This window comes from Arthrobacter sp. 10T419 (genome assembly GCF_056394105.1).
Genome location: NZ_JBFTHF010000003.1, coordinates 105,826 through 132,700 on the forward strand (window position 1 = coordinate 105,826; position 26,875 = coordinate 132,700).

The window sequence follows — 26,875 nt, forward strand, 5'->3', positions numbered from 1 at the left end:
CCGGGCAAAGATGAAGCCAGCTAATCTTTCTGTTGCCACATAAGGTTGGCTAATGATGGACATCTCCCCCGAGCAGGCCCGGACGCTGGCTGCCATCGTCACGCACGGAAGTTTCGACGCCGCAGCCGCCCACCTATCCGTGACCCCCTCGGCCATCAGCCAGCGGATCCGTGCCCTCGAGGCCGCTGTCGGCCGTCCCGTGCTCACCCGGGCCCGGCCGGCGGGACTCACCGAGTCCGGCCAGGCGGTGGTGCGGTTTGCCCGGCAGCTGGAGCTCCTTTCCGCAGACCTTGCCGAGGAGCTGCGGCCGGAGGAACCGCACGGGCGGACGCGCCTGGCCCTGGTGATCAACAGCGATTCCCTGCATACCTGGGCGCTGGCCGGACTGGCCGCGGTGGCGGGAAGGGTCCAGCTCGAGATTCTCCGGGAGGACCAGGACTATTCGCTGGAGCTCCTGCGCAGCGGCGCCGCGGCCGCCGCCATCACCACCACGGCCGAGGCGGCGCCCGGCTGCACCTCACGGCGGCTGGGTGTCATGCGCTACCTGCCGGTCTGCACCCCCGGTTTCGCCGCCCGGTGGTTTTCCGGCGGCGCCTCGGCGGCTACCCTCGCCGCCGCCCCGGTCATTGTTTTCGACCGCAAGGATGATTTACAGGACCGATACCTCCGGTCGGTGAGCCGCACGGCACTGAACCCGCCCCGGCATTACATTCCGGCCGCCCACGAGTTCGGCGAAGCCATCCGCTGGGGGATGGGCTGGGGGCTGCTCCCCGAAATCGAAGTATCGGAGGAACTGCAGCGCGGCACGATGACGGCACTGGATCCCGCGGCGCACGTGGATGTCCCACTCCACTGGCAGCAATGGCGGCACGGATCGGCCGCACTTGACGAGGTCGCGGCGGCCATCCAGGCCGCCGCCCGCCCGCTCCGGTGAATCAGGGCCGCTGAATCTGCGCCGGTGCGCCGGGCCGGGCGCGGCGCTGGGCTTGGCTGCATTTTGGCAGTAAACCGACTAGACCTGACCGATTCCCGCCAGCTGCCGGGCCGCCGCACGGGCTAGATTGGCAGCATGGCAACAACAGCCGAGACAGGCTCCCCCTCCCCGGACAGCGCACATCCGGACAATACCCACCCGGACGGCACGCACCCGGACAGCACGCACGAAGCGGCCTCGCATGCCGCCCCACCGGCCGCGGCGCAGGCAACCCTCCGGCCCGGGCAGATCAGCAGGCTCGGAATCGCCGCCGTCGTCGTCACCGTGGTGCTCTGGGCGTCGGCCTTCGTGGGCATCCGCGCGGTCGGCCCCAGCTTCTCCCCCGGACCGCTGACCCTGGGACGGCTTGCCGTGGCCGCCGTCGTGCTGGGTCTCGTGGTACTGCCGCAGTTCCGCAAGACCGCCGTGCTGCCCCGGGGCCGTGAGTGGTGGCCCATCCTGGCCTACGGCGTGATGTGGTTCGGCGGCTACAACGTTGCCCTGAACGCCGCCGAACACATGCTCGACGCCGGCACCGCCGCCCTGCTGATCAACGTCAACCCCATCCTCGTCGCAGTGATGGCCGGGATCATCCTGAAGGAAGGCTTCCCGCGCTGGCTGATCATCGGCAGCCTGGTGGCCTTCGGTGGCGTGGCAGTGATTGCCCTCGGTTCCGGCCAGCGCTCGACGGCGGACGTTGCCGGCGTGCTGCTCTGCCTGCTCGCGGCCGCCCTCGCGGCGGTGAGCGTGATCGTGCAGAAGCCGGTGCTCCGGAAGTTCCCCGCGGCCCAGGCCACCTGGTTCGGCATCATGGTAGGCGCCGTGTGCTGCCTGCCCTTTAGCGGTCAGCTCGTCGCTGAACTGCAGGCGGCGCCGCTGCCCGCAACGCTGGGGCTGGTGTACCTGGGCGTCTTTCCCACTGCGATCGCGTTCACCACCTGGGCCTATGCGCTCTCGCTGATCGACGCCGGACGGCTTGCCGCCACCACCTACCTGGTGCCCGGGACCACCATCCTGATCTCCTGGCTGGTGCTGGGCGAGATCCCCACCATCTGGGGCCTCGTGGGCGGCGTGATCTGCCTCGCCGGCGTCGCGCTGACCCGGCGCCGTTCCCGGCCGCTGCGGGGCGCACCGGCCAGGGCATAGAGTTCCGGGTATGCCCGCATCACTCCCTCCCGGCCTGCCGATCGTGCCCAGCGGGAACGACGACGCAGGCCACAACCACGACCGCCACCACGGACCGTTCCCGATGTCCGAGGACGAATTCGAAGCCGCGGTGGGCGACGCCCTGGACCGGATCCCGCCGGAATTGGCGAAGACCATGAACAACGTGGCGGTCTTCATCGAGGACGACTACACCCCCCAACCGGACGAGGACCCGGACACGGTTCTGCTGGGCCTCTACGAGGGCGTGCCGCTGACCGAGCGGGATTCCTGGTGGGACGCCGGTTCGCTGCCGGACCGGATCACCATCTACCGCCAGCCGATCCTGGACCTCTGTGCCTCCCGCGAGGACGTGGTCGAGGAAGTGACGGTCACCGTGGTCCATGAGATCGCACACCACTTCGGCATCAGCGACGAACGGCTGCACGATCTCGGCTGGGGCTAGCCGCCTCCGGTGGGACTAGCCTTGGAATCATGGGACACGACCACAGCCACTCACATGGGATCACGGCGACCGGGAAGCACCGCAAGCGCCTGATCGCCGTGCTGGGCATCACCCTGTCCGTGGTCCTGATTCAGGTCGTGGGCGCCCTCGTTTCCGGTTCGCTGGCCCTGCTCGCCGACGCCGGGCACATGCTCTCCGACGCCGCCGGCGTCTTCATCGCGCTGCTGGCGGCCTGGATTGCCGCGCGGCCGGCGAGCGATGCGCGGACCTACGGCTACCAGCGGGCGGAGGTCCTGGCCGCGCTGGCCAACGCGCTGGTCCTGATCGTCATTTCCGTGGTCATCTTCACCGAAGCCATCCGGCGCCTTGGCTCGGCTCCCGAGGTCCACACCGACGTTATGCTGTTCGCCGCCGTCCTGGGCGCGGTCGCCAACCTGGTCTCGCTGATGATCCTCCGCGGCGCACAGAAGGAAAGCCTCAACGTCCGCGGAGCGTACCTGGAAGTCCTGGGCGACCTGTTGGGCTCCTTCGCCGTCATAGTCGCGGCCATCGTCATCATGGTCACCGGCTACCAGGCCGCTGACACCATCGCCTCGATCCTGATCGCGCTGATGATCCTGCCCCGGGCGTGGCACCTGCTCCGGGACGTCGTGGACGTGCTCCTCGAAGCCACTCCCAAGGGCGTGGACGTCCAGATGATCCGCGAACACATCCTGGCCGTCGACGGCGTGGTGTCCGTCCACGACATCCACATCTGGACGATCACCTCAGGGGTGCCGGTCTTCTCTGCCCACGTGGTCGTGGAGGACGCTGCGCTGGGCGCCCGCGGCGCCGACAGGGTGCTGGACAAACTGGTCACCTGCCTTGGCTCGCACTTCGACACCGAACATTGCACCTTCCAGCTCGAACCGGCCACCCATGCGGAACACGAGGCGCACCAGCACGCCTGACCGGCCGGCGCAGCGGTGTACGGGTACATCTGCCCCGCCCCGGCACCCGCCGCAATGCTCGACACGCCCCTGCGAATGTGACCAAATGACATTGTTGTTGTTTATGTTATTGATGTGACTCTTGTTGCCAAAGTGGTATTTGGCACGTAGCCTCGTCCCTGCTGGGCGATCCGCAGAGGGGCTTTTTCATGCGCCAATTTCAGACCTCGCTCGCGCCAGCCTGACTGCAACGAGGTTTTTCCATGAGTTGGACCGGACCCGGCGGCAGGGCCGCCGCCCTGTGCACCGCCGTCGTACTGCTCGGAACGTTGGCGATCCCCGCCCAGGCCGCCCCGGCCGCCACGAAGTCGGTCCCCGGCCTGAGGATGCCGGCCGCGCCGGACCTCCCGACGCCCGCGGACATCGCCGCGGCGAAGGCCAGCGAAAGCGCGACGGCGGATCAGGTCAACCGGATCGACCGGATCCTGGCCGACGCTTCCGCGGCCAAGGAGGCCGGCCTGGCCACCTCGCTCGCCGCCAACAACGCCTACGTCGATGCCCTGGTGGAACTCCAGATCCGGCGGGATGCCGCCGAGCTGGCGGAAGCCAAGGCCGCCGCCGCCGAGTCTGAGCAGAAAAAGGCGCGCAAACTGATTGGCCAACTCGCCGGTGATCTCTACCGCAATGGCGGGATGACGCCGGCGCTCGGCAACCTGGTCGGCGGGAACGGCGAGGCGCTGCAACAGGCCGCCACGCTGGAGGCGGTGGCCGCCAGCCGCACCCGCGCCTTCCAATCAGCAGAGACCGCCGCTGCCGCCGCCCGGTCGTCGAAGGATGCCGCCGCCGAGGCCGACCGCGCCGCCGATGATGCTGCCCGCACCGCGGAGTCCCGCAAGGCCGACGCCGAACGCGCCGACGCGGACCGGCAGAAAGCAGTGTCAGAGGCCGCGGCGCAGCGGACGGTCCTGGTCGGCCAACTCGCCACCCTTCGCAACACCACCGTGGCGCTCGAATCAGCGCGGGTGGACGCACTCGACCGGCAGCGCCAGCAGGCACGGCTCGCGGCCCTGACACGGGAGGCGGCGCCCACCGGACAGCCTGCCCGGGCAGCGCAGCCGGCACCGGCCACCCCGGGCCGGCCGTCCGGCACGACGCCCAGGCCGCCCGCACCGCCGGCCTCAGCCGCGCCGCGGCCGGCGCCGACCGTCCCGGCGCCACGGGATCCCGCGCCCGTCCCGCCGTCCCCGGCTCCTCCGCGGGCCCCCGCGCCGGCCCCGCCGCCTCCGGCCCCGGTGGCCCCGGTCCCGGCCCCGGCCCCCGGCGGTTCCAACCAGACAGCGCTGTCCTCGGCCATGGGCAAGGTGGGCGCGCCCTACTTCTACCAATACGGCGGAACGGGCGCCTACGGCTTTGACTGTTCCGGTCTGGTCCAGAACGCGTTCGCCGCGGCCGGCAAGAGCCTGCCCCGCACCGCCGCCGAGCAGTTTGCGCAGGCGCCGGTGAAGGTGCCGCTTGCCGCAGCGCAGCCTGGGGATCTGCTGGTCTGGGGCTCGGCCCCGGGGTTCTACCACGTGGCCATCTACCTTGGCGGGGGCCGTGTAGTGCAGGCGCTGAACCCGGAGAGCGGGATCACCGTGACGGACCTCGCGTCCATGGCCGGGATGCAGCTCTACCCCTACGCCGCCCGGTACTGATGCCCGGAACGGCGTCGCCCGGATGCCCTAGGAGAGCACGTCCTTCGTAGTGAACCGGGCGTAGGCGAGGGCGCCGAAGACGGCCAGATAGCCGCCCTGCAGCAGGGCATTGGCGGCGAACGAGTCCCAGACGATGGGCTGGCGCAGTAAGTCGGCGAAGTCGAGCCAGCGGTGGGTAAAGAGCCACGGGTGCAGCCACTCCAGTTGGGGCAGCGCATCGGCGACCTGGGAGACGACGGCGAACACCACCGTTGCCGCCATCGCGCCGACGGGCACGTCCGTGAGGGTGGACATGAACAGGCCGATGGCGGACAGCCCCACGAGGGACACGGCCAGATAGGCGGCAATCAGCAGCAGCCGCCCCAACGCCTCGGCGGCGCCGATCGAGTCCCCTGACAGCAGGGTCACGGGACCCACCGGGAAGAGCGCGGCGCCGATGCCTGCCCCGACCAGGGCCACCGTGAACGGGGCCGCGACGGCGAACACGACCGCGCCCGCGAACTTGGCCACCAGCAGCCTTCCCCGCCCGGCCGGGGCCGCCAGCAGGTACCGCAGGGTTCCCAGTCCTGCCTCGCCCGCCACGGTGTCCCCGGCGACCACCCCGATCGTGAGCGGGAGGAACAAGGGGACGGCGACCAGCATGGCCGTGACGCCGGCGAACAACCCGTTCTGGCTGATCCGGTCCAGGAACGCGGGCCCGCGCCCGGGCGGCACCGCCGAGGAGAGCCGCACGGCCACGGCGATCAGCACCGGAATGGCGGCCAGGGCGAGCAACATGGCCCAGGTCCGGCGGCGCCGGAACAGGACCCCCAGCTCGGAGCCGAGCAGCCGCAGGGTCGGGGCCGTGGCAGGGCCCGCTGCCCCGCCCTGCACCGTCGAATCACTGGGCAACGTCGAACCCCTCCCCTGTCAGCTCGACGAAGCGGTCCTCGAGGCTGCCCTGTTCCACGGTGAAGCCGCGGACCCGGACGTCGGCCGCTACGAGGGCCGCCACCAGCTGTTCGGGCGTGGGGGCGCCTCCGGCGGGGCCGGAAGGCAGCGGCGCATAGAGCACCTCGCCCGCGGCTGCGGATCCCCCGCCGTCGGGCTGTCCGCTGCCAGAACCACCGCCGTCGGGGGTCAATCCCAGGCCGGCCATCACCCTGGCCGCGGCGCCGGGGTCGGGCGTCAGCAGCCGGACCCTGGACTGCCCGGCCTGCCGCAACCCCGCCAGCGGGCCCTGGGCCACCAGGCGTCCGGCACTCATGATGGCCGCGTGCGTGCAGATCTGTTCCACCTCGGCGAGCAGGTGGCTGGAGACGAACACCGTGGCGCCGTCCGCGGCCAGGGACCGCACCAGGTGCCGCACCTCGCGCGTGCCCTGCGGGTCCAGGCCGTTGGTCGGCTCATCCAGCACCAGGAGCTCCCGGGGTGCCAGCAGGGCATTGGCGATCCCCAGCCGCTGCTTCATGCCCAGCGAATAGGCCCGGACTTTCTTGTCCGCGGCGTGCGCCAGGCCCACCCGTTCCAGCGCGGTGCGCACCCGCGCGCGCCGCGTCCCGGCCTGGGCCTCCGGATCGGCGGCGTCGAAGCGCAGCAGGTTCGCGGCTCCCGAGAGGAAGGGGTAGAAGGCCGGCCCCTCGACCAGGGCGCCCACCCGCGGCAGCACGGTGCGCAGTTGCCGCGGCATCTCCTCGCCCAGGACGCGGACCGAGCCGCTCGACGCAGCTGCGAGGCCCAGCATAATCCGGATGGTGGTGGTCTTGCCGGAGCCGTTGGGGCCCAGGAAACCGAAGACCGAGCCCCGGGGTACGGCCAGGTCGACGCCGTCGACCGCCATTTGCCGGCCGAAGCGCTTACTCAAGCCCCGGGTCTCGATGCTCAGTTCGGCGGACGGCAGTTCGGGTAACGGCGCGACGGCGGTCACCGGGCGGCAGCCGCGGCCTGGAGCCGTTCCAGCGGGACCGACCCGGCGAAGACGCGGCCGTCGTCGAGGATCAGCACGTTCAGCAGGGCGGTCGAAAGGAGCCTGCCGCCGGCCACGGGCACCGTCGCCTGGGCCAGCAGCGACGCCGCGCTCCCGGGGCCGCCCTGCTGCTCCGGCCCTCCCTTGGCCGGTGCTGCCTTGGTCAGGGAGCCAGCCGGCAGTTCGACGACGGATTCCCAGCCGGTTCCGCTGACTTTGACCTTGTCCTTCGACGCCGTGCCGGGGGCCTTTGTGGCTGTGCCCGGGGCCTTCGTGGCAGTGCCGCGCTTTTCCTTGGCGCCGGTCGCCTTGTGGTCCGGGACCGGGAGCTCCTTGACGGTGGCACCCGGGGGCGGGCTGAACTGGAAGATCGCGGCGTCCGGCGCCTGCAGCGAAAGTTTGGTGAACGCGACGCTGAACGCCGGATCGGACTGGCCGCGGGCCTTCACTTCAACGCCGAGCGGCATTCCGCTCTGGCCGTCCACCGAAATCGAGACGGAGGCCAGCAGCGTGGCCGTGGACCTGGGGGTGAGCACCAGCTGGTAGGCGGGGCGGCCGGCGACCTCAACATCCGTCCCGACGCTCACATTGCTGCTCCGGTCGAGGGCGGCGAGCAGCTTGGCGGCCAGGCGGTCCGGGGTCGGCACGGATTCCTGTCCGGACGGGTGACGGCCGCCGGCCGGGAGGACCGCGTGCGCGGCGGTGTTGTCCTTGGAGTTGTAGAACCAGAGCTGGTCGCCGTGCCGGATGACGTCACGTTCGGCGAGCCGGTCCAGCACTTGGATGCGGGCACTGTCCGCCCCGTCGCGGTAGACCCGGGCCGTGTGCGGTCCTGTCAGCAGCTCCAGCCAGGCGGTGTCACCGGACGCGGTTCCCGGGCCGGTTTTGGGAAGGTCGGGCAGGCCCAGGTCCGAGGTCTGTTCCAGGGTTCCGGAGAAGGACGGGTCGCGGTGCTGGGCGATCAGCTCCAGCACCTGCTCGGGTGATTTGGCGGGCAGCGGGTCCCCCGCGCTGGCCGGCAGGGATCCCGCCAGCACCCCGGCGGCGATCACGGCGGGAACGGTTGCGGCTGGCAGCCAGCGCAACCAGGTACGGGTCATTGCGACCGCGCTCCATCTTGGCAGCTCATGTTTCAACATTACGCCCGGATGCGGCCGGCATCACCGTGTCCCGGCAGATTCCTCCGGGGCAACGCCCGCCGGTGGCCCGCCGCCGTTCCGCGGCCCGTCCGGGACTACGGTGCCGGCGGCGCCGTCGACCGTGACGGCCTGCCCGGTGACGATCAGCGAGGTGGCGTCCGGGACCCCGACGATTGCGGGAATCCCGTACTCCCGGGCGACGACGGCGCCGTGCGAGTTGGGGCCGCCCATTTCCATCACGAGGCCGCCGGCAGTCAGGAACAGCGGCGTCCAGCCCGGATCCGTGGAGGGTGCCACGAGGATCTCGCCGGGCTCCAGCCGCGCCCCCTGCGGCTCAAGGATGACGCGGGCGCTGCCGGTGACGGTGCCGGCCGATGCGGGCGTGCCGGTCAGCACTCCGGGGGTTCCTGCCCCCGCCCCGGCGGCGCCGTCCTGCAGCGCCTCCGGTTCCGTCCCGTCCGAGAGCAGCACCCGCGGAATGTGGCGGCGGCCCAGTTCGCGGGCATAGGCTGCGCGGCGTTCCGCGACGAGGTGCTGCAGCTGGCTCCCGGCGAGACCGTTACGGACCTCGATCAGGTCCAGGAAGAAGACGTCGTCCGCGTCCGTGAGACGTCCGGACGCCACCAGCTCCGTCCCGATGGCCTGGAGCTGTCCCCGCACCGCGGCCATCGCCTCGACGATGTGGTACTTCGGCAGTTCGCGCAGCCCGGCGAACATCCGGATGCGCTTCAGTGCCGCCCGCACCAGCGCGGCCCGCAGCCTGCCCCGCTCCCCCGCGGCGGCGACCAGTCGCTCCACCTGGGCCTCGGCGTCGCGCGCCGCCTTGCTGAACTGCCGGTCCGGGGCCTGGCCCGGATCCTCCAGCCGCAGGTAGTTGGCCAGGACGCCGAGGAGGTGGGTCGGATCGTCGGACCAGCGGGGCATCCCGAGGTCTATTTCCGCCACCGCCCGGTGACCGTAGCGGCCCAGGAAGCCGGCGATCCCGGATTGCACGACGGCGGGCAGCGTCCGGTCGCGGTAGCGGCGGACGAGGTCCGGCACGACGGCATCATCGAAGCCTGCGCCGTCGAAGACGGCGGTTGCGCTGGCGTCGGCCCGGATGGCCGAGGCGAGCCGCCAGAGGGCCAGGTCCATTTCGGTGGTGACGTTGTTGGGCAGCCCCCGCAGGACCGGCTGCAGCGCACCTGGGCCGCCGGCAGGTCCCAGCAGCCTGCCGGCGGCCGCGAGCAGGGCAAAGCCCAGGGCCGGCAGCGGGAGGACATTGGGCACCACCGGGAAGAGCTCCCGGCCCAGGATGCGCTCCACGTGGTCCAGCCGCTGCACCGCGGTGGACCCGGCGGGGACCACCAGGGTGCCCCGGAACCGTTCGCCGAACTGTTCCGCCCGGCGCAGCGCGACCTTGGGCCTGAACAGGGCACGAAGCAGCGACCCGGGCACCCTGGCCCGCGCCGCCACGGGGCCGATGTGCCGCAGCAGCCGCCACGGGGACCTGCTGGTGACGGAAAACCGGGGGTCCCCGAACAGCTCCCGCAGCACTGCCGCGGAGCGGGCTTCCATCACGTCGAAAACCCGGGGCACGATGGCCCGCCCGACGGTACTGCGCACCACCGGGGTCAGGTCGAAGAAGAGCCGCTGCCCGGCCTGGACATACGGCGTCGGCCCGTCGTGCGGTGCGGGAACCTCGAAATGCGCCGCCCGCGCCACGGACGAAGCGATCAGCCGGAAGCCTGCCAGCCCCATCGGGGTCAGTGGCCGGGTCAGGCCCTGGGCCAGGCTGAAGCAAAGGTAGACGCGGGTTCCATCGCGGACCGGCGCCCGCTCCGGCCGCTCCGGCAGGGGGTAGAGCGTGGTGATGGGACGCGACTGCGTCAGCCATGCCGCTCCGCCGCTGTCGATCGCCCATTCGAGGTCCTGCGGCGCCCCGAAGTGCACCTCCGCGCGGCGGCCGAGCAGCTCCAGGCCCAGGAGCTGGACGTCGTCGACACAGGGCTGCGGGCCCGCGCCGGACCGGGCGGTCCGCTCGGTCCGCTCCGTTCCGCCGCCCGGCACCGGCCGGATCACCACCGCTTTGCTCCCGATCCGGCGCTCGAGAATTCTCCGGGTGCCGCTGTCAATGACGAAGTGGTCCGGGTTGACCGCCCCGGACACCACCGCCTCGCCGAGGCCCGGGCTGGCATCGATGACCGCCTCGTGCCGCCTGCCGGTGACCGGATTGGCGGTGAACAGGACGCCGGCCACGGCTGCGTCCACCATCCGCTGGACCACAACGGCGAGCGACACGGCCGCCGGACTGATCCCCTGGATGGCGCGGTAGCTCACGGCGCGGTCGGTCCAAAGCGAGGCCCAGCACTGCCGGACGGCGGCCAGGACCGCGTCGGCGCCCACGACGTTCAGGAAGGTGTCCTGCTGTCCGGCGAAGCTGGCGAACGGCAGGTCCTCGGCGGTAGCGGACGAGCGGACCGCCACCGGGGTGTCCGGTCCCAGCGCCGAATAGGCCTCTCTGACGGCCTCGGCAATGTCGGCCGGGATGTCCACGGCCAGGACCAGGCGGCGGGCGGCGGCGGCCAGTCCGGCGAGTCCGGGAAGGTCCCCCGGTGCGGCCGCGGCCAACCCGGCGTGGACGGTGTCGAGCCCTGCACCCGAGGTGGCGCGCCGGTAGGCCTGTGTGGTCAGGCAGAAGCCGGCCGGCACCGGGAGCCGTGCGCGCAGCAGTTCGCCGAGGTTGGCGGCCTTGCCGCCGACGGCGTTCAGCAGTTCCGCGCCGACCAGCTCCAAGCCGAGCACCAGCCCCGGGCCATGCCGGGGCGCGTTTGGAACGGGTAACTGCTCCACCTGCCGGCCCTCCCTTCACTGGGGAAGCGCGTGCTCCCGGGTCCGGGCTACGAGTCGCCGAGCATCGGTCCGAAGCTGGGCCGGTCGGCCAGCCGCGGGTCATCCCGGTCCGGAACCACCATGACGGGGCCCTTCGCGTGGTGCAGGATGCCGTCCGAGGTGGATCCCAGCAGCATCCCGGCGAAGCCGCCGCGGCCGCGGGTGCCCACCACCACGAGTTCCACGTGCCGGCTCGCCTCGACGAGGATGTCGATCGGCGACCCGTCGACGAGCTGGGTTTCGACGTCGAGCCGGGGGAAGTGGCTCTTAATCCAGGCCACGCCGGCGTCGAGCTGGACCCGGATATCGGCAAAGAGGGCCTCGCGGTCCATCGGGGCCGGAACCCAGGCAAGCGAGCCGCTGTACTGCGGAACGGCGCAGACCAGGCGCAGCGTCGCGGAGAGGCGTTCAGCCTGGGCGGCCGCTTCGAGGACCGCCACCCGGGCCTGCTCGGAGCCGTCCACGCCCACCACCACGACGTTTTCCACCGGCTGGTGGCCCGACTTTTCCCGTTCGGCACGGACGTGTTTGTCCTGCGTGGTTTCGCCCAGCCGGTCGCCGCAGATCAGCGGCACCGTGACCGTGGGGCATTTGGCGTGGGCGGGAAGCGCGCTGCTGACCGAACCGAGGAGCCGGCCCACGAAGCCGCCCCGGCCGCGGGTTCCGAAAACCAGCAGCTCGGCGGTTTCCGTCATTTCCAGCAGGACACCGGAGGCGTCGCCATTCTCCACCGAGGCATCGACGTCGATGGAGTACCCGGCGACCTTGTCCAGCGCCTGCTTCAGGATGGCCTCCGCGCCCTCGCGGATTACCGAATCGTCCACCGTCGCGTACCCGCCGTCCAGCCCGGACGCGGCAAAAACCGGCACCGAGTAGGCGGTCACGATGTGCAGCGGACGGTGCCGGCGCTCGGCTTCCCGGGCCGCCCACACCAGGGCGCAGTGGCTGTGGTCCGAGCCGTCAACACCGACCACTATGCCCCGAGGAGCGGAGCCGTGGCCGGCGGCGTCCCCCGCCGGATCCGGATGCACCTGTTCTCGGGCCATGGGGTCCGCCTCCTCGCGTTACGTGGCTGTGTTGCGGCTATTCTGCCAGAAGAGTCAGGCCGCGGCTTCCACCCGGGACGCAGGCAAGGTTTACCCAGTGTTTACACGGCCTCCGTGGCCCCGGAAACCCGCGGATCATTGGTTAATGCGTCTGCCGGAACCCGGACAAACCGGCGAAAACCCGCATAAATACAATGTCGGGCCGGCCCTGTTCACAGCCCGCAATCTTGGGTATCCTCTGAGGCATTGCTGAACCGAGACTCGTCTTTCAGATCGCAGCCTCCCCTGTGGAGTGCGTCGGGACGGATCGCCGGAAAAGCGTTCCGGGCATGGGCCCGGAATCCGCATCATTCGAGGAGGGACCCCGCAGTGTCGAGCATGCCTGTGTACGGCGGAATCGAACGGACCAGCACTGTGGTCATCGGCACGGGCCTGTCCGGGCTGGCGGTCGCCAGCGAGCTGCAGCGCCGGGGGGTTGAAGCCATCGTCGTGGACGGCCTGGATCTGCTCGGGGCCGGGAACCCGGCCAACACTTCCTCGCTGCAGCGCTGCGACGCGGCGGACGCAGCCACCCTCCGGGAGCGCAACGAGATCCTGCGCCACCTGCGGAACTACGCCGCCAGCCACCACCTCGATGTCCGTAACAACGTCCGCGCGCTGCAACTGGACCACCTTGACGCGGATGGCCCGGCGGACGCCAGCCTGGACTTCCAAGGAACCGGGCAGCCGGCACAGCAGTGGGCCGTCAGCACCCCCAACGGAATCCTGTACGCCGACCATCTGGTCCTCACCCGCTGCGCGCACAGCCAACTGCGCCGCATGCTCGCTGAGCTGGGGGTTGCCGCGGGCCAGAACCTCATGGCGGCCATGCACGCACTCGGCATGTACCTCGTCGGCGTGGGCGAGCTGATTACCCCCACGCCGAAGGAAGTCCTGCGCCAGGCCAAGCTGGTGGGCCAGGCGATTTCCGCCAAAGTCCATCCGGAAGGCATGCCCGCGCTGCTGTCTGCGGGGCTGGCGCTGCCGGCCTAGGAGCCGTCTCCGGCCTCCAGCCTAGCTCCGGGGTCCCCCGGTGGATTCTTCCGGGTTGGTGGCTGTGTCGGCGTCTGTCTCGGCGTCGCCGGCTGTGTCGGCGTCTGTCTCGGCGTCGCCGTAGCCGTCTTCGTCGTCGCCGCCATTAAGCCGCCGCTTTGCCATCAGGCCCAGGGCCACCAGGATGCCGACCGCCACCGCCACGAAGATGACGATGCTCCACGGAAAGGGCTGCGAGGCGTCCGGCGCCGGCGAGGGCGCGATGGTCGTTCCCGGCTGGGCGGTACCCAGCGTCGGGACCGTGCCCGGCGCAGGTGCGCTTCCGGCCGCCGTCGCGCCTGCCGCCGCGGTAAAGGTGAAGGTGCCCTCTATCGGGTGGCCGTCCGAACTGGCCACCCGCCACTGCACCGTGTAGAGCCCGGCCGGCGCGCCCGCCTTGAGCTTTTGCGAGGCCACGTTGTCCACGATGTCCACACCGCCATCGGCCCAGTTGCTGCCGGTGGCGTCGCTGACCTTGATCTGTGTGCCGAGGGCGAGCGGATGATTGCTGAGCGTGATCGCAACCGCTGCCGGCGGGGTGGGCACCGTCGCGCCGGCGGCGGGGCTGGTCGACTCCACGGCGTCGTGGGCCGACGCCGGACCGGCAGCCAGGAGGGCTGAGCCCAGCAGGACCGTGGCCGCCACGATCAGGCCCAGCAGGGCGCCCGGAAGTTGTCGGATGAAACGCATGGCTGGCCTGCTCCTTGTGTTGGCTTCCTTACAGACTAGGCGAGTTTGGCGGGTGGGCGCCGTCACGCCTAATAGGATTTAGCTAACACCCCTTTTCCCTCCCGGAGGACCAATGCTTAAGCAGGGCTCTGCACTCGACCGGTATTTCAAGATTTCCGAGCGGGGGTCGAACTTCTCGCGCGAGATCCGTGGCGGGTTCGCCACGTTCTTCGCCATGAGCTACATCGTGGTGCTGAACCCGCTGATCCTTTCCGGCCCGGATTCGTCCGGCGGAACGCTCGGCTTCCCGGCCGTCGCCGCCGTGACCGCCCTCGTGGCTGGCATCCTGACCATCCTGATGGGAGCCTGGGCCAAGCATCCCTTCGCGCTGGCAACCGGCCTCGGCGTCAACGCCTTCGTGGCCGTCACCGTCGCCACCAACCCGGGCCTGACCTGGCCGGACATGATGGGCCTGGTGGTCCTCTCCGGCGTCACCATGCTGATCCTGGTGCTCACCGGTTTCCGGACCGCCGTGTTCCGGGCGGTCCCGGAAGGGCTGAAGACAGCGATCGTCGTCGGCATCGGCCTCTTCATCGCCCTGATCGGCCTGGTCAATGCCGGCTTCGTCCGCCGCATCCCGGACGTCGCGGGCACCACGGTCCCCGTCGGCCTCGGCTTCGACGGCAAGCTGCTGGGCTGGCCCACGCTGGTGTTCGTGATCGGCCTGGTCCTGACCATCGCCCTCGTGGTTCGCAAGGTCAAGGGCGCGATCCTGATCGGCATCATCACCTCCACAATCCTGTCCGTGATCCTGGAATTCACCCTGCACATCGGGCCCAGCTTCGACGGCAAGAACTTCAACCCGCAGGGCTGGTCCCTCGTGGCGCCCAAGTTCACCGAATGGGCCGCCCCGGACCTGTCCCTGATCGGCAAGGCCAACCCGTTCGGCGCGTTCGAGCACCTCGGCTTCGTGGCCGCGACCCTGCTGGCGTTCGTGATCCTGCTGAGCATCTTCTTCGACGCCATGGGGACGATGGTTGGCCTGGCCACCGAGGCCGGCACCATCGACAAGGACGGCAACATCCCCAACGTGGACCGCGTGCTGCAGATTGACGCCCTGGGCGCAATCGTGGGCGGCGGCGCGTCCGTCTCCTCCAACCAGATCTACGTCGAATCCGGCGCAGGCATCGGCGAAGGCGCCCGCACGGGCCTGGCCTCGATCGTCACCGGCCTGCTGTTCCTCGTTGCCATGTTCTTCACCCCGCTGATCAACCTGGTGCCGTTTGAAGCCGTGGCTCCTGCGCTCGTCGTCGTCGGCTTCATGATGGTCTCCCAGGTCGGCAAGATCGACTGGCAGGACTGGGGCATCGCGATTCCCGCGTTCCTGACCTTCACGCTGATGCCGTTCACCTACTCGATCGCCAACGGCCTCGGCGCCGGATTCATCTCCTTCGTGCTGATCCGCCTGGTCCAGGGCCGCGCCCGCGAGGTGCACCCGCTGATGTGGGCCGTGGCCGCCGCGTTCCTGCTGTTCTTCGGGATCGGCCCGATCGAGGCCGCGCTCGGCATCCATTAAGGATCCCGGACCGACTCCCATCCGCCGAGATGGCATTTCGCGGCAGTGTTCTTGGAAAACATTGCCGTGAAATGTCATCTCGGCGGCGTTTAAGCAGGGTTTCCGGGATTTCGGACACTCCGACGGCGGCGCTGCTGGTTTTCCGGCCCGGGCTGCGGTGAGCTAGGGACATGCCTTCTTCCGCCCGCACCGCCGACGTCCCGCCGCAGCCCTGGACCGGACGGTTCGACGGCGACGGCGCCGACCACCGCCGCTGGTGGCAGGCCGTGACGCCCTACACTGCCCACCCGCTCGGGCACCGGCAGCCGGCCGCGTCCGCCGGCGCGCGGCCCGCCGTCATCCTCGGCTTCGGCAGCGACGCCGGAGTGCGGCGCAACAAGGGCCGGGTCGGGGCCGCCGCCGCGCCGGCCGCCATCCGCGCCGCCCTCGGCCCACTGGCCTTCCATCTGGACCGGGAAGTGCACGACGCCGGCGACGTCACCGTCACCGGGGACGCGCTGGAGGCCGGGCAGGCACGGGCCGGGCTCGCCATCACCGGCCTGCTCGACGCCGGCGCCCTGCCGGTGGTCCTCGGCGGCGGCCACGAGACCGCCTTCGCCAGCTACCTGGGCGTGGCCGGCTCCGCCGCGGTCCGGGAGGGGCTGAAGGTGGGCGTGCTGAACCTGGATGCGCACTTCGACCTGCGCGACGAGCCGGTGCCCAGTTCCGGCACCCCGTTCCTGCAGATGGCCCGGGCGGAAGCCGCCGCGGGACGCGAACTAAAGTACGCCGTCGTCGGGATTTCCGAACCGAACAACACCAAGGCGCTGTTCCGGACCGCCGCGGAGCTGGGCGTGGACTACCTGCTGGACGAGGACTGTTCCGCGGACGCCGCGCAGGCTTTCGTGGCCGCGTTCCTGGCCCAGGTGGACGCGCTGTACCTGACCATCGACCTGGACGTGCTGCCGGCGTCGGTGGCGCCCGGGGTGAGCGCCCCGGCGGCCTACGGCGTCCCGCTGCCGGTGATCAGCGCCGTCTGCCGGCAGGTGGCCGCGAGCGGGAAACTGCTGCACCTTGATGTCGCGGAGCTGAACCCGGACTTCGACGTCGACGGTCGTACCGCCAGGGTCGCCGCGCGGCTGATCAACACACTGCTGCGGTAGCTGGCCGGCGGCGCGGCACGGCTCGCCGGGGCGCTCAGATGGCGGTGCGCGGCGCCTGGCCCTCGTCGCCGTGCTGCTCCACCGCGCGGCGCTCACGCAGCCGGTCCAGCCGGTTCATCACCGGCGCCGTCGTCGCGCCGTGCAGCACGATCGACATGGCCACGACCAGTCCCACAAACGCCCAGAGTTCCTGCGCCTGGGCGCTGAAGTTGCCGCGGCCGAGGGCGTAGCCGAGGTAGTACAGCGAGCCGATGCCGCGGATGCCGAAGAAGGAGATGGCGATGCGTTCCCGCGGGCCGGTCTTGCCCCGGGCCAGCCCGAGCCAGCCCGCCAGCGGTCGGACCAGGAGCAGGAACGCCAACGCCACCAGCACCTCGGTCCAGCCGATCCCGGCCAGCAGGCCGCGTGCGATCGCCCCGCCCAGCAGCACCAGGATGACCACGGTCATGAGCCGTTCCAGCTGCTCCACGTACGAGTGCATCACCCGGTGGAAGCCGTGCGTGCGCTCGGCGGCCCGGATGGTGACAGCGCAGACGAACACTGCGACGAAGCCGTAACCCTCGACCATCTGCGTGACGCCGTAGGCAAGGAATGTCGCCGCGAGGGCCACAAAGCCCTCGGAGTGGTTGGAGAGCCGGACGCTCTCATGCCGGGCCGTGAAGAAAAGCCGCCCCAGCAGCTTGCCCGTCGCGAGTCCCAGCAGCACGCCGATGCCGATCCGCCAGAGCACGTCCACGGCCAGCCAGTGACCCAGCCAGCCCGACGGCGAGGCGCCCACGAAGCTGATGGCGATGGCCAGGTAGACGAAGGGGAACGCCAGCCCGTCGTTCAGGCCCGCCTCGGAGGTGAGGCCGAAGCGGATCTCGTCCTCGCGCTCGGTCTCGTCTTCCTCGTCCGCGGGCTCCCCCACCTGCACCTCGGAGGCCAGGACCGGGTCGGTCGGGGCCAGGGCGGCGGCGACCAGGAGCGCGGCCCCAAGGCCGAGCCCCAGGAACCACATTCCCAGCAGGGTCAGGCCGATGATGCACAGCGGCATGGCCAGGCCCAGCATCCGCCAGGTCGTGGACCACCGCCGGCGTCCGACGGGCCGGTCCAACGCCAGTCCGGCGCCCATCAGCGAGATGATGACGCAGACTTCGGTCAGGTGGGTGAAGAACTCCCCGTGCTGCAGGGGGTCGGGGTTCGGCAGGGCCGGCATCAGCGTGAACGCCAGCATCCCTGCCCCGAGGAAAACCATCGGCATCGACAGGGGCGCGTTGCGCAGCAGCTTGGGCAGCACCGCCGCGATGAAGACGGCGATTCCGGCCGCAAAAAAGACAATACTGGGAGCTTCGAACATGTGCACGCCCTCCTGCCACAACCGGGGTGCAGGCCCGGAATGGGTCGGGGCGCCGTTCCAACAGAACGGCGCCCCTCGCCTAAAAAGATATACCGCCACCTGCACACTATCGGCTCCGGACCGGGACGCCACGCCGGACAGACTAGAATAGCGGGTGGCCAACCGGCCGGATTCTAGGAAAGACCAGTCAATGAACACACACACCATGCGGACCCAGGCCTCTGACGCCACGTCCATCAAGCTCTCGTTTGCCAGCGCGGAGGAGGTCCACCACGGCCTCGAAAACGCCGTCAACACCCTGATCGCCTCGGCCGTCCAGGACCGCCGCTGCGGGATCCGGGTTACCCGCCACGAGCCGGGCGCCTACACCGTGGCGCTGGACGACACCGTGCCCTTCGGTGAGACCCACGAGGACGTCGCGGCCTAGTCAGCGCGGGCCGGAACAGGCCAAGGGCCGGTGAGGGATGCACCCCTCACCGGCCCTTCTTTGTGCTTGATTCTGCGCCGCGGCGCCGGCGCCTAGCTGCGCCGCACCTGCACACCGTCGGACTTCAGGAACAGCTGCGCCTCCGAGGGTGTACCCGGCACCAGCCAGAGCACATTTCCGCTGGACGACACTTCTTCGACTTCCCCGGCTGCCAGCAGCTGTGCGTGCTTGAGGATTTCCACCTGGTCCCCCGCCTTGAGGCTCCTCCAGTCGGAGACCGTGGCGGCGAACGCCGTGCGCCTGGACATGACCGTCCCGCGTGATTTCATGAACTTCTACCCCTTTGTAGGTTCGTTTTTTACTTTTCCGCCACAACGTCTTTGGTGTGGGCTACATCATATTCTTACTACATTTGCTGCGCCCCCGGCGGCCGTGTTGCCGAACATTTCGGGGGCTCCGGGAAATGCCCGGCCGGCTCGTATTTTCTTTGCCGTCAGGCCAGATTTCCGACGGCGGATTCGGCGGCGGCGCGCACCTTGCCTGAGGCCACGAGCAGGTCGGCTGCCTCCAGCTCAGGTGAGAGGAACCGGTCGGTTCCGGGCCCCTCGACGACGTCGCGCAGCACCGCGATCACCGCGGCCCCTGCCGGGCCCGGCGTGAGTTCGCCGCCGGAGAGCTGGGTGCGGATGTCCAGGGCCCGGGCGGAGGTCACCAGCTCGATCGCCAGGACGCGGCGCAGGTTCTCCACCGCGCGGCGCAGCTTGCGGGCCGCGTGCCAGCCCATCGAGACATGGTCTTCCTGCATGGCCGAGCTCGGGATCGAATCCACCGACGCCGGAACGGCCAGCCGCTTGTTGTCCGAGACCAGCCCGGCCTGGGTGTACTGCGCAATCATCAGGCCGGAGTCGACGCCGGGATCCGCGGCGAGGAAGGCCGGCAGCCCGTGCGAGCGGGCCGGGTCCAGCATCCGGTCGGTCCGGCGCTCGGCGATGGAGCTCATGTCCGCGACGGCGATCGCGAGGAAGTCCAGCACGTAGGCCACCGGGGCGCCGTGGAAATTGCCGTTGGAGCTGACCCGGCCGTCCGGCAGGACCACGGGGTTGTCGATCGCGGCGGCGAGTTCGCGCGAAGCGACCAGCGCAGCGTGGTCGACGGTGTCGCGGACGGCGCCGGCCACCTGGGGGGCGCAGCGCAGCGAGTAGGCGTCCTGGACCTTGGTGTCGTTGACCCGGTGCGAGGCCACGATCGGGGAGTCGGACAGCACCCGCAGCATGTTGTCCGCGGAAGCGGCCTGGCCCGGGTGCGGCCGGAGCGCGGCGTGCAGCTCCGGCAGAAACACCTGGTCCGTGCCGAGCAGCGCCTCGACGCTGAGCGCGGCGGTGATGTCCGCCGTCGTGAGCAGCTGGCGGATGTCCGCGATGGCCATCAGCAGCATGCCCAGCATGCCCTCGGTGCCGTTGACGAGCGCCAGGCCTTCCTTCTCGGCGAGGGTGACGGGTTCAATGCCGTGCGCGGCGAGGAGCTCGGCGACGGGGCGTCCGCCCTTGCCGCCGAACAGTTCGCCGTCCGGGCCCACCGCTTCGCCCTCGCCCATCAGGACCAGGGCGCAGTGCGAGAGCGGCGCGAGGTCGCCCGAGCAGCCCAGCGAACCGAATTCGCGGACCACCGGCGTGATGCCGGCGTTGAGCACGTCCACCATGGTCTGCAGCACCACGGGGCGGACGCCGGTGCGGCCGGAAGCGAGAGTCTTGGCGCGCAGGAACATGATGCCGCGGACCACCTCGCGTTCCACGGCCGAGCCCATGCCGGCGGCGTGGCTGCGGATCAGCGACTTCTGCAGCTGGGTGCGCAGCCCGCCCGGGATGTGCCGGTTGGCCAGGGCGCCGAAGCCGGTGGAGATGCCGTAGGCCGGCGTCTCGCTGTGCGCGAGGTCGTCGATGTGGGCGCGGACCTTGGCGACGGCGTCGAGGGCGTCCTGGGAGATGGTCACCTTGGCGTCGTGGCGGGCGACGGCGACGACGTCCTCGGGGGTGACGCCGCTGGAGCCGAGGGTGACGGTGAGCGGTGAGTGGGTCGTAAGGGTCACTTTGTGGTTCCTTCGTTCATGGGGATGCGGACGCCGCGTTCCTTGGCGACCTCGACGGCGCGCTCGTAGCCGGCGTCGGCGTGGCGGATGACACCCATGCCGGGGTCGTTGGTGAGCAGGCGCTCAAGCTTCTGCGCGGCGAGCTCGGTGCCGTCGGCGACGGAGACCTGGCCGGCGTGGATGGAGCGGCCGATGCCCACGCCGCCACCGTGGTGGATGGACACCCAGGTGGCGCCGGACGCGGTGTTGAGCAGGGCGTTGAGCAGCGGCCAGTCGGCGATCGCGTCGGAGCCGTCCGCCATTGCTTCGGTTTCGCGGTACGGGGAGGCGACGGAGCCGGAGTCGAGGTGGTCCCGGCCGATCACGATGGGTGCCTTGACCTTGCCCTCCTTGACCAGCTGGTTGAACAGCAGGCCGGCTTTGGCCCGCTCGCCGTAGCCCAGCCAGCAGATGCGAGCCGGCAGGCCTTCGAATTCGACGCGCTCCTGCGCGGCGTCGATCCAGCGGTGCAGGTGCTTGTTCTCCGGGAAGAGCTCCTTGATGGCCTTGTCCGTCACCGCGATGTCCTCGGGGTCGCCGGACAGGGCAACCCAGCGGAACGGGCCCAGGCCCTCGCAGAAGAGCGGGCGGATGTAGGCCGGGACGAAGCCGGGGAATTCAAAAGCGCGGTTGTAGCCGCCCTTGCGGGCCTCGTCGCGGATGGAGTTGCCGTAGTCGAAGACCTCGGCGCCGGCGTCCTGGAATTCGACCATGGCCTGGACGTGCTTGGCCATCGAGGCCTGCGCCTTCTTGGTGAAGCCTTCCGGGTCGGCGGCGGCCTCGCGGTGCCACTCCTCCACCGTGATGCCCTCGGGCAGGTAGCTCAGCGGGTCGTGCGCGGAGGTCTGGTCCGTGACGATGTCCACGGTGAGCTCGCCGGCGTTGTGGCGGCGCAGGATCTCGGGGAAGACGGTGGCGGCGTTGCCGACGTAGCCCACCGACCAGCCGCGGCGCTCCTCCTTGGCTTTGAGCACTTTGGCGATGGCGGTGTCGAGGTCGGTTTCCACCTCGTCGAGGTAGCGCTTGCCGGCCCGGCGGCGCAGGTGGCTCTCGTCGACGTCGACGATCAGGCAGGCGCCCTCGTTGAGGGTGACGGCGAGCGGCTGCGCGCCGCCCATCCCGCCGCAGCCGCCGGTGAGCGTCAGGGTGCCGGCGAGGGTGCCGTTTTCGTCCCCGGTGAGCTTGCGGGCGATCGCGGCGAAGGTCTCGAAGGTGCCCTGCAGGATGCCCTGGGTGCCGATGTAGATCCAGGACCCGGCGGTCATCTGGCCGTACATCATCAGGCCCTCCGCCTCGAGCCGGCGGAATTCGGGCCAGTTGGCCCAGTCGCCGACGAGGTTGGAGTTGGCCAGCAGCACGCGCGGAGCCCACTCGTTGGTGCGGAAGACGCCGACCGGCTTGCCGGACTGGACCAGGAGGGTCTCGTCCTTTTCCATGGTTTCCAGGGTGCGGGTGATCGCGTCGAACGCCGCCCAGGACCGGACCGCGCGGCCGGTGCCGCCGTAGACCACGAGGTCATCCGGGCGCTCGGCCACCTCGGGGTCCAGGTTGTTCATCAGCATGCGCAGCGGGGCTTCGGTCTGCCAGCTCTTGGCGGTGAGCTCGGTGCCGCGGGCTGCTTTGACCGGGCGGGCACCGGTGGTGAAATCGGCGGGTGCCATGGGGGCTCCTTCGTAGTTTCGGGTGGTTCCTGGGAGAGGTTCTGTATCAACTAAAGCCTGTCCGGAGCCCCGGAAACAGGGGCTTCGTGAGGGTGCTGTCCGGGATTCCAGACCCAACTGGCTCGCAGTAGTTGTCGTTTTGCGCAGCCATAACGACAACTACTGCGAGCTAGTTGGGCTGGGGCGGCCGTGGATCCGGACCGAGAGATCGTCCGCGACCTTCTTGACCCGCGCGGCCAGGACCGGCCACTGGTCCGTGGGCAGCTTGTCCTCCAGGAACGTCACGGCGACGGCGGCCGTCGGCCAGCCCGTGTGGTCCGTGACGGCGGCCGCGATCGAGCCGAAGCCGGGGGTCACTTCGCCGTGTTCGGTGGCGTAGCCCCGCTGCCGGACCTGGTCCAGATGCGAGGACAGTGCGGAGTACTTGGTGATCGGCGATTCGGTCTCGTGCCGGGCACTGAAGGCCGCGGCGTTCGGGTACAGCGCCCGGACCTGGGACTTCGGCAGCGCGGCCAGGATCGCCCGGCCGCTCGCGGTGAGGTGGCTGGGTAGCCGGACGCCGACGTCGGTCACGAGGGAGGGCCGGTTTTTCGCCCGCTCCTCGACGATGTAGAGCACGTCCCTGCCGTGCAGCACGGCGAGGTGGGCGCTCTCCCCGATCACGTCCACCAGCGTCGCAAGCATCGGCCGGCCGAGCCTGGAGAGCGGCTCCTGGCGGGAGTAGGCGGAGCTGAGCTCGAAGGCGCTGATGCCGAGCCCGTACCGCTGCTCCTCGTGCAGGTGCAGCACAAAACCGTTCGCCTCCATCACGCCGAGCAGATGGTAGACACTGGAGCGCGGCAGGCCCAGCGCGGTGGCAATGTTCGACGCCGCCATCGGCCCGCGCTTGGAGGCCAGCAGTTTCAGGATCCGCAGCGTGTTCTCGGCCGCCGGTACCTTGGACGCCGGCCTGGCGGCGGCCGGCCTGGCCGCAGCCGGCTTCGGCAGGGCACTGGGGGTTCCCACGGGCGGGGTGGTGGCGCTGGCGGCTGACATGTGGTCCTCTTCGTTTCGGGCGTGTCCGGTATCCCGTACTTAAGCATGCCCCCGGCTGTCCACCCTCAAGGACTCAGCGCATCTCACGTTGTCTGGAATACCAGACAATTATGCTAGACCGGGCGGGGGCCTTCCGCCCCTAGCCCGGCCACGGGAGAAGGTGCTTCGCTGAACGGAGCCGCCGGAACATCAGGAGGACCGCCGTGCGCTGGATCGCAGGACTGTTCTTAATCGCCCACGGCCTCGTTCATCTCGCCATCTGGCTGCCGCGGCCGGACGAAAAGGCGCCGTTCGACGTCGGCCGGTCCCCCTTCGCCGGGGAGGTGCGCCGTCTCGCTGTTGCCCTGGCCATCGCCGCCGCGGCGGTACTGGGGCTAGCGGGCCTGGGACTCCTGGTGGCGGCGCCGTGGTGGATCCCGGTCACGGTAGCCGGGGCCGGAATCTCGGCCGCCCTGCTGGTGCTCACGTTCAACCCGTGGTGGCTGATCGGGCTGGGCATTAACGCAGCCATCATCGTCCTCGCCCTGCAGCAGCCCGGGTGACGGGTGTGGTTACCCGGCGCACGGAGTTCCAGGGGGCGCAGCTGAAAGCGGTGAAGGCGGTCCACACCCTGGCGTGGTTCACGATCGAGGCGTCGATGGTCTATGTCCTGTACTCCGGGGTCCGGGGACGCTCCGACCGGAGGGCGGGCGTCGCCGGCGCCGTGGTCTTCGCCGAAACCGCGGTCTTTGCGGGCAACGGCTTCCATTGCCCGTTGACGGCGGTCGCTCAACGGCTCGGCGACAGCACCGGCTCCGTCACGGACATCTATTTGCCGAAGTGGTTTGCCCACAACCTCCCGGCGATCCACGTCCCGCTAATAGTCGCGGCGGTGGCGCTCCACTGGCGGAACCTTCGCCGTCAGCCCCGGTAGAGCCGGACCATCGCCGCCGCGGTGGCTGCCCTCAACCGCGACGGGTGCATTCCGTCGTTAGGCAGCCCCGCCGTCGCGCCTTCCCAGACGGCGGCCCAGAAAGCATCGGGACCATTAGCGGCAGCGGCCGGCGGGCGCAGGTACCAGTCGAAGCCGCGCGGGCGGGGCGGCAGGCCGGCATGAACCAGATAGGTGTCGATATCGTCGTCGATCGACTCCAGGTCCGCGTCGGTCAGGAGCGAAGGTTCCCGGGTCACGCGTCCGTCGCTGTATCTGATGACGACGACGGCCTCCCGGTTGCGGGGCGCGGCGGGGACCCGCACGACGTTTGGCGGACCCGCGGCCCACACCATAAGCGCACCCCAGCCGTTTTCGGGCGCCGGAATCCAGCCTTCGGGCGCGGTGGACGCCTGCCTGGCACCCCACGGGTCGTCACTCATGGGCCCACCCTAACCATCGCGCCGCAATCGCGCCGGAATTCGTTGCCCCGAGTATCCCGTGACCGGGATCCAAGTGGTGGTCGGCGAACAAGGGGTACGTGTTACGCGTGTTACTGGTGGGACGAGTTCGTACAGTGGGCGGACGGGGGCGCCGGAACGAAGACGGCGAGGCTGGGGAGTCCGTCCACGTCGTTTCGGTCCCCCGTGAAGGAACTTCGTTCGCTGGCAAGGAGCAGCCCGATGCGCATTTCCCCAGCACGGTCAATCAGCACAGCACGGCCAATCAGCACAGAACAGCCAATCAGCACAGCCCAGCCCGCACGCCCGCAGCCGGCTGTCCGTGTCGCCCGGGCCTTGCGGCAGGCTGCACGCCGCGTCTACGAAGGCCGCGTCCCTTTCCGCATCGGCCAACTGGTCGTGGGCGACGACCCGTTCAATGGGCGCAGGGAAGGGACGGTCGAGGTCATCCGCGCCCCGTTCGTCGGCCTGCGCGTCCCCGGGACTCCCGCCGGAACCCTGTTCTACTTTGATCACCGCAACGTACGGCAACCCGAATAGGCAGACCAGGACGTCCTTTGCAGTCCGCTCCGGGAAGTCCTTCCGTCTCCCCGGCTCGGCGCTGCAGGACGACATCCCACAGACCGCCACGACGACCTCCTGGCAGCATCAAGCCGGCTGCTCGCCGGCCCGGGCCCCTACGCGGGCGGCTAAGCCTGCCGTTCGGCCCTCCGCCGGAAATCGCCCGGCCAGTCGGACCTCCGGATCCGGCCCAGTTCCTGGACCGGCCCCAGGTGCCCCCACTCGTCGCGCCCGAGCCGGGCCAGCGGCCCGAGCAGGTCGATGCGCGGGTGGCTGCCATCCAGGACATCGGCAGAGACCGCAGCGTGGGTGACCTCGCCGAACACCAGCACGCAGTCACCCATGGCCAGCGTCGAATGCAGGCGGCACTCCAGGGCCGCCGGCGACTCCGCCACCCGGGGCACGCTGACCGTCAGGCTGGCCTCCCGGGTGAGATTGGCGGCATCGAACTCGCTGACCTCCGGCGGGAAGTTGGTGCCGGTCGCGTTGACCTCGGCGAGGAAGTCGGCCGGCGCAAGATTGACCACAAATTCGCCTCGCGCGGAGATGTTCCGCAACGTGTCCTTCCGGCCCACCGAGGTGAACTGGATGATCGGCGGTGTCACCGACGCGACAGTGAAGAAGGAATGCGGAGCGAGGTTGTCCACCCCGTCGACGGAGGTGCTGGAAACCCAGGCAATAGGACGGGGCACGACGACGGCTGTCAGCAGCCGGTAAAACTCTGCGGAGGGCAAGTCGGCGGGGCTGAAATCCTTGCGCATGCCCCCAGCCTAGCGGCACGCCCCGCGGCGAAGCCGCCACCAAACCTGGCCCGGCTGACAGACAACTGACCCGCCCGGGCAGAGATGCCCGGGCGGGTCAGGGCCAGCGCGTCAGAGCCAGCGGGTCGGAGGTGTGAGCGCCCTATCGGGCGGACCAGCCGCCGTCCATGGTGTAGCTGGCGCCGGTGACCATGCCGGCGTCGTTCGAGGCCAGCCACGCCACCAGCGAGGCCACCTCCTCGGGTTCGACCAGCCGCTTCACGGCCGCCTCGGTGAGCATGATCTTGGCCAGCACCTCGGACTCCGGAATGCCGTGCACCTTGGCCTGGTCCGCAATCTGCGACTCGACCAGCGGCGTCCGGACATACCCGGGGTTGATGCAGTTGGACGTGACACCGTGGGCACCGCCCTCCAGCGCCGTCACCTTGCTCAGCCCTTCCAGGCCGTGCTTGGCGGAGACGTAGGCGCTCTTGAACGGCGAGGCCCGAAGCCCGTGGACCGACGACAGGTTAATGATCCGGCCGAAGCCGTTGGCGTACATGTGCGGCAACGCGGCCCGGATCAGCAGGAACGGCGCCTCAAGCATGAGGGTGACGATGCGGCGGAAATCTGCCGGATCAAAGTCCTCGATCGGGCTGATGCGCTGGATCCCGGCGTTGTTGACCAGGATGTCGCAATCCAGGCTGAGCGTCTGCAGGGCCTCGACGTCGAGCAGGTTCACCGCCCACGCGGTGCCCCCGACTTCGTCGGCGAGGGCGGTGGCGGCGGCTTCGTCGACGTCGGCAACCACCACCTTCGCGCCCCTGGCAGCGAGGGCACGGACGCTGGCGGCGCCGATCCCGCCCGCGCCGCCGGTGACCAATGCCTTGCGGCCGTTGAGTGTATTTTCCATTACCCAGCCTTCCAGTTCAGAGATTCGAGGTCATCAGAT

The 26,875-nt window shown here is 70.1% G+C and carries 26 protein-coding genes; 12 read left to right on the forward strand and 14 right to left on the reverse strand.

The annotated features are described in order from the left end of the window. Window positions 1–52 precede the first annotated feature (52 nt). The 5 genes from AC1DBD_RS06780 (at window position 53) to AC1DBD_RS06800 (ending at window position 5,205) form a co-directional block, all read left to right on the forward strand. Window positions 53–934 (forward strand): ArgP/LysG family DNA-binding transcriptional regulator, encoded by an 882-nt coding sequence (locus AC1DBD_RS06780; protein ID WP_476981712.1) that lies wholly within the window; start codon window positions 53–55, stop codon window positions 932–934. Between the two features lie 135 nt (window positions 935–1,069). Further along, the gene (locus tag AC1DBD_RS06785) at window positions 1,070–2,119 is read left to right on the forward strand and encodes a DMT family transporter (RefSeq protein WP_476925981.1); all 1,050 of its coding nucleotides are present in this window, start codon (window positions 1,070–1,072) and stop codon (window positions 2,117–2,119) included. Window positions 2,120–2,129: 10 nt separating this feature from the next. Then, window positions 2,130–2,582 carry a metallopeptidase family protein gene (locus AC1DBD_RS06790; protein ID WP_441417990.1) on the forward strand — a complete coding sequence of 151 codons (453 nt, stop codon included), beginning with the start codon at window positions 2,130–2,132 and terminating at the stop codon, window positions 2,580–2,582. A 29-nt stretch (window positions 2,583–2,611) separates the two neighbouring features. Continuing rightward, window positions 2,612–3,532 (forward strand): cation diffusion facilitator family transporter, encoded by a 921-nt coding sequence (locus tag AC1DBD_RS06795; RefSeq protein ID WP_441417991.1) that lies wholly within the window; start codon window positions 2,612–2,614, stop codon window positions 3,530–3,532. A 242-nt stretch (window positions 3,533–3,774) separates the two neighbouring features. Beyond that, window positions 3,775–5,205, forward strand: coding sequence for a C40 family peptidase (locus AC1DBD_RS06800; protein ID WP_476981713.1), 1,431 nt, complete (start codon window positions 3,775–3,777; stop codon window positions 5,203–5,205). 27 nt (window positions 5,206–5,232) lie between these two features. Here the strand turns inward: AC1DBD_RS06800 and AC1DBD_RS06805 are convergent, their stop codons facing one another. The 5 genes from AC1DBD_RS06805 to AC1DBD_RS06825 form a co-directional block, all read right to left on the reverse strand. Further along, window positions 5,233–6,078 carry an ABC transporter permease gene (locus AC1DBD_RS06805; RefSeq protein ID WP_441418174.1) on the reverse strand — a complete coding sequence of 282 codons (846 nt, stop codon included), beginning with the start codon at window positions 6,076–6,078 and terminating at the stop codon, window positions 5,233–5,235. A gap of 7 nt (window positions 6,079–6,085) precedes the next feature. Then, window positions 6,086–7,024 carry an ABC transporter ATP-binding protein gene (locus AC1DBD_RS06810; RefSeq protein WP_441418175.1) on the reverse strand — a complete coding sequence of 313 codons (939 nt, stop codon included), beginning with the start codon at window positions 7,022–7,024 and terminating at the stop codon, window positions 6,086–6,088. An 83-nt stretch (window positions 7,025–7,107) separates the two neighbouring features. Next, window positions 7,108–8,250, reverse strand: a complete 1,143-nt coding sequence (locus AC1DBD_RS06815; protein ID WP_441417993.1) for a LolA family protein — start codon at window positions 8,248–8,250, stop codon at window positions 7,108–7,110. 60 nt (window positions 8,251–8,310) lie between these two features. Then, a complete protein-coding gene (locus AC1DBD_RS06820; RefSeq protein WP_476981714.1) occupies window positions 8,311–11,121 on the reverse strand; it encodes a PEP/pyruvate-binding domain-containing protein in 2,811 nt (936 codons plus the stop codon). A 47-nt stretch (window positions 11,122–11,168) separates the two neighbouring features. Continuing rightward, window positions 11,169–12,206: a universal stress protein gene (locus AC1DBD_RS06825; protein ID WP_441417995.1), complete on the reverse strand. Its 1,038-nt coding sequence runs from the start codon at window positions 12,204–12,206 to the stop codon at window positions 11,169–11,171. A 378-nt stretch (window positions 12,207–12,584) separates the two neighbouring features. Here AC1DBD_RS06825 and AC1DBD_RS06830 point away from each other — a divergent pair, with 378 nt between their 5' ends. After that, window positions 12,585–13,238 carry an NAD(P)/FAD-dependent oxidoreductase gene (locus AC1DBD_RS06830; RefSeq protein ID WP_441418176.1) on the forward strand — a complete coding sequence of 218 codons (654 nt, stop codon included), beginning with the start codon at window positions 12,585–12,587 and terminating at the stop codon, window positions 13,236–13,238. Between the two features lie 21 nt (window positions 13,239–13,259). Here the strand turns inward: AC1DBD_RS06830 and AC1DBD_RS06835 are convergent, their stop codons facing one another. After that, window positions 13,260–13,967: a copper resistance CopC family protein gene (locus AC1DBD_RS06835; RefSeq protein ID WP_476981715.1), complete on the reverse strand. Its 708-nt coding sequence runs from the start codon at window positions 13,965–13,967 to the stop codon at window positions 13,260–13,262. Between the two features lie 112 nt (window positions 13,968–14,079). Here AC1DBD_RS06835 and AC1DBD_RS06840 point away from each other — a divergent pair, with 112 nt between their 5' ends. After that, window positions 14,080–15,522: an NCS2 family permease gene (locus AC1DBD_RS06840; protein WP_441417997.1), complete on the forward strand. Its 1,443-nt coding sequence runs from the start codon at window positions 14,080–14,082 to the stop codon at window positions 15,520–15,522. 170 nt (window positions 15,523–15,692) lie between these two features. Further along, on the forward strand, window positions 15,693–16,664 hold the full coding sequence (gene hutG / locus AC1DBD_RS06845; RefSeq protein ID WP_476981716.1) for a formimidoylglutamase: 972 nt from the start codon (window positions 15,693–15,695) through the stop codon (window positions 16,662–16,664). 34 nt (window positions 16,665–16,698) lie between these two features. On the opposite strand, the gene AC1DBD_RS06850 is transcribed toward hutG, so the two are convergent. Beyond that, a complete protein-coding gene (locus AC1DBD_RS06850) occupies window positions 16,699–18,003 on the reverse strand; it encodes a cation:proton antiporter (protein ID WP_476925986.1) in 1,305 nt (434 codons plus the stop codon). Window positions 18,004–18,193: 190 nt separating this feature from the next. On the opposite strand from AC1DBD_RS06850, the gene AC1DBD_RS06855 reads away from it, so the two are divergent. Further along, entirely contained in the window at window positions 18,194–18,430 is a 237-nt protein-coding gene (locus tag AC1DBD_RS06855) for a hypothetical protein (RefSeq protein ID WP_476981717.1), read from the forward strand. Window positions 18,431–18,522: 92 nt separating this feature from the next. Here AC1DBD_RS06855 and AC1DBD_RS06860 read toward each other — a convergent pair whose 3' ends face one another. From AC1DBD_RS06860 to AC1DBD_RS06875, 4 genes are all read right to left on the reverse strand, one after another. Continuing rightward, window positions 18,523–18,759 carry a hypothetical protein gene (locus AC1DBD_RS06860; RefSeq protein WP_441418001.1) on the reverse strand — a complete coding sequence of 79 codons (237 nt, stop codon included), beginning with the start codon at window positions 18,757–18,759 and terminating at the stop codon, window positions 18,523–18,525. 164 nt (window positions 18,760–18,923) lie between these two features. Beyond that, window positions 18,924–20,516 (reverse strand): histidine ammonia-lyase, encoded by a 1,593-nt coding sequence (gene hutH, locus AC1DBD_RS06865; protein ID WP_476981718.1) that lies wholly within the window; start codon window positions 20,514–20,516, stop codon window positions 18,924–18,926. Further along, window positions 20,513–22,216, reverse strand: a complete 1,704-nt coding sequence (locus tag AC1DBD_RS06870) for a urocanate hydratase (RefSeq protein WP_441418003.1) — start codon at window positions 22,214–22,216, stop codon at window positions 20,513–20,515. Before AC1DBD_RS06870 ends, hutH begins: the two co-directional genes overlap by 4 nt. Window positions 22,217–22,375: 159 nt before the next feature. Then, the gene (locus AC1DBD_RS06875; RefSeq protein WP_476917228.1) at window positions 22,376–23,251 is read right to left on the reverse strand and encodes an IclR family transcriptional regulator; all 876 of its coding nucleotides are present in this window, start codon (window positions 23,249–23,251) and stop codon (window positions 22,376–22,378) included. 203 nt (window positions 23,252–23,454) lie between these two features. Between AC1DBD_RS06875 and AC1DBD_RS06880 the strand changes: the two genes are divergently transcribed. After that, window positions 23,455–23,793 (forward strand): hypothetical protein, encoded by a 339-nt coding sequence (locus AC1DBD_RS06880; RefSeq protein WP_441418005.1) that lies wholly within the window; start codon window positions 23,455–23,457, stop codon window positions 23,791–23,793. Further along, window positions 23,790–24,164: a hypothetical protein gene (locus AC1DBD_RS06885; protein WP_476917229.1), complete on the forward strand. Its 375-nt coding sequence runs from the start codon at window positions 23,790–23,792 to the stop codon at window positions 24,162–24,164. Before AC1DBD_RS06880 ends, AC1DBD_RS06885 begins: the two co-directional genes overlap by 4 nt. Here AC1DBD_RS06885 and AC1DBD_RS06890 read toward each other — a convergent pair. Beyond that, window positions 24,152–24,604, reverse strand: coding sequence for a DUF5956 family protein (locus AC1DBD_RS06890; RefSeq protein WP_476917230.1), 453 nt, complete (start codon window positions 24,602–24,604; stop codon window positions 24,152–24,154). The genes AC1DBD_RS06885 and AC1DBD_RS06890 overlap by 13 nt on opposite strands. A 240-nt stretch (window positions 24,605–24,844) precedes the next feature. Here AC1DBD_RS06890 and AC1DBD_RS06895 point away from each other — a divergent pair, with 240 nt between their 5' ends. After that, complete coding sequence (locus AC1DBD_RS06895; protein ID WP_441418008.1) at window positions 24,845–25,162, forward strand: hypothetical protein; 318 nt, start codon at window positions 24,845–24,847, stop codon at window positions 25,160–25,162. Window positions 25,163–25,311: 149 nt separating this feature from the next. On the opposite strand, the gene AC1DBD_RS06900 is transcribed toward AC1DBD_RS06895, so the two are convergent. Then, complete coding sequence (locus tag AC1DBD_RS06900) at window positions 25,312–25,944, reverse strand: flavin reductase family protein (protein ID WP_441418009.1); 633 nt, start codon at window positions 25,942–25,944, stop codon at window positions 25,312–25,314. Between the two features lie 142 nt (window positions 25,945–26,086). Further along, the gene (locus AC1DBD_RS06905; protein ID WP_175322546.1) at window positions 26,087–26,836 is read right to left on the reverse strand and encodes a 3-hydroxybutyrate dehydrogenase; all 750 of its coding nucleotides are present in this window, start codon (window positions 26,834–26,836) and stop codon (window positions 26,087–26,089) included. Between the last annotated feature and the right edge of the window lie 39 nt (window positions 26,837–26,875).

Excerpts from the sequence above, each read along its gene's own strand:
- AC1DBD_RS06780 (WP_476981712.1), top strand. The coding sequence starts at position 53 with ATGATGGACATCTCCCCCGAGCAGGCCCGGACGCTGGCTGCCATCGTC.
- AC1DBD_RS06785 (WP_476925981.1), top strand. The coding sequence starts at position 1,070 with ATGGCAACAACAGCCGAGACAGGCTCCCCCTCCCCGGACAGCGCACAT.
- AC1DBD_RS06790 (WP_441417990.1), top strand. The coding sequence starts at position 2,130 with ATGCCCGCATCACTCCCTCCCGGCCTGCCGATCGTGCCCAGCGGGAAC.
- AC1DBD_RS06795 (WP_441417991.1), top strand. The coding sequence starts at position 2,612 with ATGGGACACGACCACAGCCACTCACATGGGATCACGGCGACCGGGAAG.
- AC1DBD_RS06800 (WP_476981713.1), top strand. The coding sequence starts at position 3,775 with ATGAGTTGGACCGGACCCGGCGGCAGGGCCGCCGCCCTGTGCACCGCC.
- AC1DBD_RS06810 (WP_441418175.1), bottom strand. The coding sequence starts at position 7,024 with ATGGCGGTCGACGGCGTCGACCTGGCCGTACCCCGGGGCTCGGTCTTC.
- AC1DBD_RS06815 (WP_441417993.1), bottom strand. The coding sequence starts at position 8,250 with ATGACCCGTACCTGGTTGCGCTGGCTGCCAGCCGCAACCGTTCCCGCC.
- AC1DBD_RS06825 (WP_441417995.1), bottom strand. The coding sequence starts at position 12,206 with ATGGCCCGAGAACAGGTGCATCCGGATCCGGCGGGGGACGCCGCCGGC.
- AC1DBD_RS06830 (WP_441418176.1), top strand. The coding sequence starts at position 12,585 with ATGCCTGTGTACGGCGGAATCGAACGGACCAGCACTGTGGTCATCGGC.
- AC1DBD_RS06835 (WP_476981715.1), bottom strand. The coding sequence starts at position 13,967 with ATGCGTTTCATCCGACAACTTCCGGGCGCCCTGCTGGGCCTGATCGTG.
- AC1DBD_RS06840 (WP_441417997.1), top strand. The coding sequence starts at position 14,080 with ATGCTTAAGCAGGGCTCTGCACTCGACCGGTATTTCAAGATTTCCGAG.
- hutG (WP_476981716.1), top strand. The coding sequence starts at position 15,693 with ATGCCTTCTTCCGCCCGCACCGCCGACGTCCCGCCGCAGCCCTGGACC.
- AC1DBD_RS06850 (WP_476925986.1), bottom strand. The coding sequence starts at position 18,003 with ATGTTCGAAGCTCCCAGTATTGTCTTTTTTGCGGCCGGAATCGCCGTC.
- AC1DBD_RS06855 (WP_476981717.1), top strand. The coding sequence starts at position 18,194 with ATGAACACACACACCATGCGGACCCAGGCCTCTGACGCCACGTCCATC.
- AC1DBD_RS06860 (WP_441418001.1), bottom strand. The coding sequence starts at position 18,759 with ATGAAATCACGCGGGACGGTCATGTCCAGGCGCACGGCGTTCGCCGCC.
- AC1DBD_RS06870 (WP_441418003.1), bottom strand. The coding sequence starts at position 22,216 with ATGGCACCCGCCGATTTCACCACCGGTGCCCGCCCGGTCAAAGCAGCC.
- AC1DBD_RS06875 (WP_476917228.1), bottom strand. The coding sequence starts at position 23,251 with ATGTCAGCCGCCAGCGCCACCACCCCGCCCGTGGGAACCCCCAGTGCC.
- AC1DBD_RS06890 (WP_476917230.1), bottom strand. The coding sequence starts at position 24,604 with ATGAGTGACGACCCGTGGGGTGCCAGGCAGGCGTCCACCGCGCCCGAA.
- AC1DBD_RS06895 (WP_441418008.1), top strand. The coding sequence starts at position 24,845 with ATGCGCATTTCCCCAGCACGGTCAATCAGCACAGCACGGCCAATCAGC.
- AC1DBD_RS06900 (WP_441418009.1), bottom strand. The coding sequence starts at position 25,944 with ATGCGCAAGGATTTCAGCCCCGCCGACTTGCCCTCCGCAGAGTTTTAC.
- AC1DBD_RS06905 (WP_175322546.1), bottom strand. The coding sequence starts at position 26,836 with ATGGAAAATACACTCAACGGCCGCAAGGCATTGGTCACCGGCGGCGCG.